Source organism: Acinetobacter sp. AKBS16 (genome assembly GCF_002899995.1).
Lineage (GTDB): Bacteria > Pseudomonadota > Gammaproteobacteria > Pseudomonadales > Moraxellaceae > Acinetobacter > Acinetobacter baumannii.
On sequence record NZ_POYH01000101.1, the window covers coordinates 49,353 to 52,152 of the forward strand.

Genomic DNA, 2,800 nt, shown 5'->3' on the forward strand with positions numbered 1-2,800 from the left:
AGCCCAATAGCCAATTTGATGGAAGGTAGGAATACAGCCCATTAAAAAAGTAGTGATACCGACAATAATCAGGCTAATTTGCAATAATTTCTTGCGCCCAATTTTATCGCCGTAGTGACCAAACACGAGGCCACCGAGAGGTCTTGCTAAAAAGCCAACGGCATACAGGGCAAAGGCCGCCAAAATTCCATCTATAGCATTGCCGGTTTGTTGAAAGAAAAGTTCGCCAAAGACGAGGGCAGAAGCGGTTCCATAAAGGAAAAATTCATACCATTCTGCTACGGAGCCAACCATGGAGGCCGCTACAACCTTTTTTAATGTTGTCGTCATATACCAATATCCTTATTTGAAAATATGTTACGCATTGATTTGATGGAGCATCTTGCTATTCATTTTTTGCACTTTTTTGTTTAAATAATGTGCGGCTACGTTGTGAGGCGTTGATGTAAATAAAAAAGGAGTTCATCACTTGGATAAACTCCTTTAAAAAAATTAAAGAGCAGCTTTACTCATTTCACCATTAACCAAGCGCGCGATACCAAGCGGATTGGTATTTTGAAGGGCGAGTGGCAATAAGTGATCTGGATAGTTTTGATAACATACTGGACGTAAATAACGCTCGATTGCCAAGGTTCCTACCGATGTACCACGTGCATCTGAAGTTGCAGGATATGGCCCGCCGTGAACCATGGCATCACAGACCTCCACACCTGTTGGGTAACCATTTAGAAGTAAACGTCCTGCTTTTTCTTCGAGTAATGGAATAAGGGTCGCGAAGTTCTCAAAATCTTGTGGCTCGGCAATTAATGATGCTGTAAGTTGACCACGTAGACCATTTAAAGCGAGAGCAAGCTGCTCTGCCGATTCAACTTCAATCACAATCGTAGTAGGGCCGAATACTTCTTCTTGAAGTAATTCATCATGCTCTAGTAAAAGAGATACATCGGCTTTAAAGAGCTGAGGATAGGCTTGCGGACCTTGTTGGGGTTGACCCGCTAAATGCTCAATTTTGTCATGTGCGAGTAATTCTTTAAGACCATGCTCGTAACTTCTTAAAGTACCTTTGTTAAGCATAGTTTGTGGCGGTTGCTGAGCCATTGCAGCCTTGAAATGGTCAAGGAATTGGCTAAATTCCGGTGATTTAATTCCAATAATTAAACCCGGATTGGTACAGAACTGACCGCAGCCTAAAACCACTGAACCACTAAGTTCGGTCGCAATTTTATCACCACGCACTTTTAGAGCTTCGGGTAATAAAATCATTGGGTTAATGCTCGACATTTCGGCAAAAACAGGAATGGGTTCAGGACGTGCGGCAGCTAAATCGCATAGAGCACGACCACCTTTAAGTGAACCTGTAAATCCAACAGCTTTAATTGCTGGATGTTTTACCAGTGGCTCACCGACACCTTGACCATAAATCATGCTAAAGATGCCTTTTGGCATAGCGCATTTCTCAATCGCACTACAAATGGCATTTGCAATTGATTCGGCCGTTGCCATGTGACCGCTATGAGCCTTCACAATAACAGGACATCCAGCCGCAAGTGCTGAAGCGGTATCGCCACCCGCAGTAGAAAAGGCAAGAGGGAAGTTACTCGCACCAAATACGGCCACTGGTCCAACGCCGATTTTATATTGACGTAAATCTGGACGTGGAAGTGGTTGACGTTCAGGTAAAGCCAAATCAATACGGGCGCCTAAATAGTCACCACGACGTAATACTTGAGCAAACAGACGTAATTGACCTGTGGTCCGCCCACGTTCACCGCGAATACGCGCTTCTGGTAAGGCAGTTTCTTGACAGACTGTTGCAATAAACTGGTCATCAAGCGCATCAATTTCACTGGCAATCGTTTCTAGAAAAACAGCGCGTTGTTCTGGCGTAGTTTGTCTAAAAGCCGGATAAGCCAATGCAGCTGCTTGAGCTGCCTGATCAATTTCTTCAGGAGTGGCCTGAGCAAACTGATAGGGTAATGCTTCATCTGTTGCAGCATCGTAGCTTAATACAAACTTACTGCCTGCACTTGAACGTTGACCTGCAATAAAATTTTGACCAGTAATATTTAACATTATCAACCTCACTTGAGAGTGAACGTCAAAAGTGCTTCTTCTGACGTTGGAGAGTTATCAAAGCGAAGGTTTTACATTTGAGAATATTGTATTTTGTATACGGTATTAATCAAAAGAAAACCTTAACTTATATGTGTTTAAGCAAACGATCGCTAAGCTTCATCGTCATTTTTAATCAGTGCTTTTGGTAAACCTGAGCGTATACCCCAGTAGTAGCAACCAAGAGAAATCACCATGACGAATAAGGTGTCGAAAGGCGCTGCCAATAGGTGTGATGCGCCATCACCGAAGCTGCCAAGGTAAGAGGCAAGAATCATTAAAATGTAGTAAACAAGGAGCCATGTTGATGACTTTAACTGTTGGGCAAGGCTGACTTCTTGGGTTGGTACATAGCGCTTAAAAATGACGTAGAGTGCAAACAACACGATTTGTGCGCCTAATAACCATGAAATGACATTCCAGCCAGACCAATACACAATAAAAGACGCAATGACAAAAGCGAGCGGCCCGAGAACAGTAAATCCTTTTACATAGAATGGACGTTCAAGCTCAGGAGCATTACGGCGTAAAGCACCCACTGTGACAGGAGCTAGGGCATAACTTAAAACTAACGCTGCTGAAACTACGGAAATTAATTTATCCCAAGATGGAAACGGCATGGTCCAAAATACTGAAAGTGCAAACGTTAACCATAATGCATAACGAGGAATACCTGATTTTGGATCTA

At 43.1% G+C, this 2,800-nt stretch carries 1 protein-coding gene and 2 pseudogenes; all 3 read right to left on the reverse strand.

Annotated features, from left to right (window positions below):
- Positions 1–330: pseudogene (gene abaF, locus C1642_RS19965) on the reverse strand (fosfomycin efflux MFS transporter AbaF); the annotation flags it as partial.
- Between the two features lie 162 nt (positions 331–492).
- Positions 493–2,073 carry an aldehyde dehydrogenase (NADP(+)) gene (locus C1642_RS18355; RefSeq protein WP_000932295.1) on the reverse strand — a complete coding sequence of 527 codons (1,581 nt, stop codon included), beginning with the start codon at positions 2,071–2,073 and terminating at the stop codon, positions 493–495.
- A 152-nt stretch (positions 2,074–2,225) separates the two neighbouring features.
- A pseudogene (locus tag C1642_RS18360) lies at positions 2,226–2,800 on the reverse strand (APC family permease); the annotation flags it as partial.

What these genes read in the sequence shown, in the direction of transcription:
- C1642_RS18355 (WP_000932295.1), bottom strand. Translation starts at nt 2,073, where the DNA reads ATGTTAAATATTACTGGTCAAAATTTTATTGCAGGTCAACGTTCAAGT.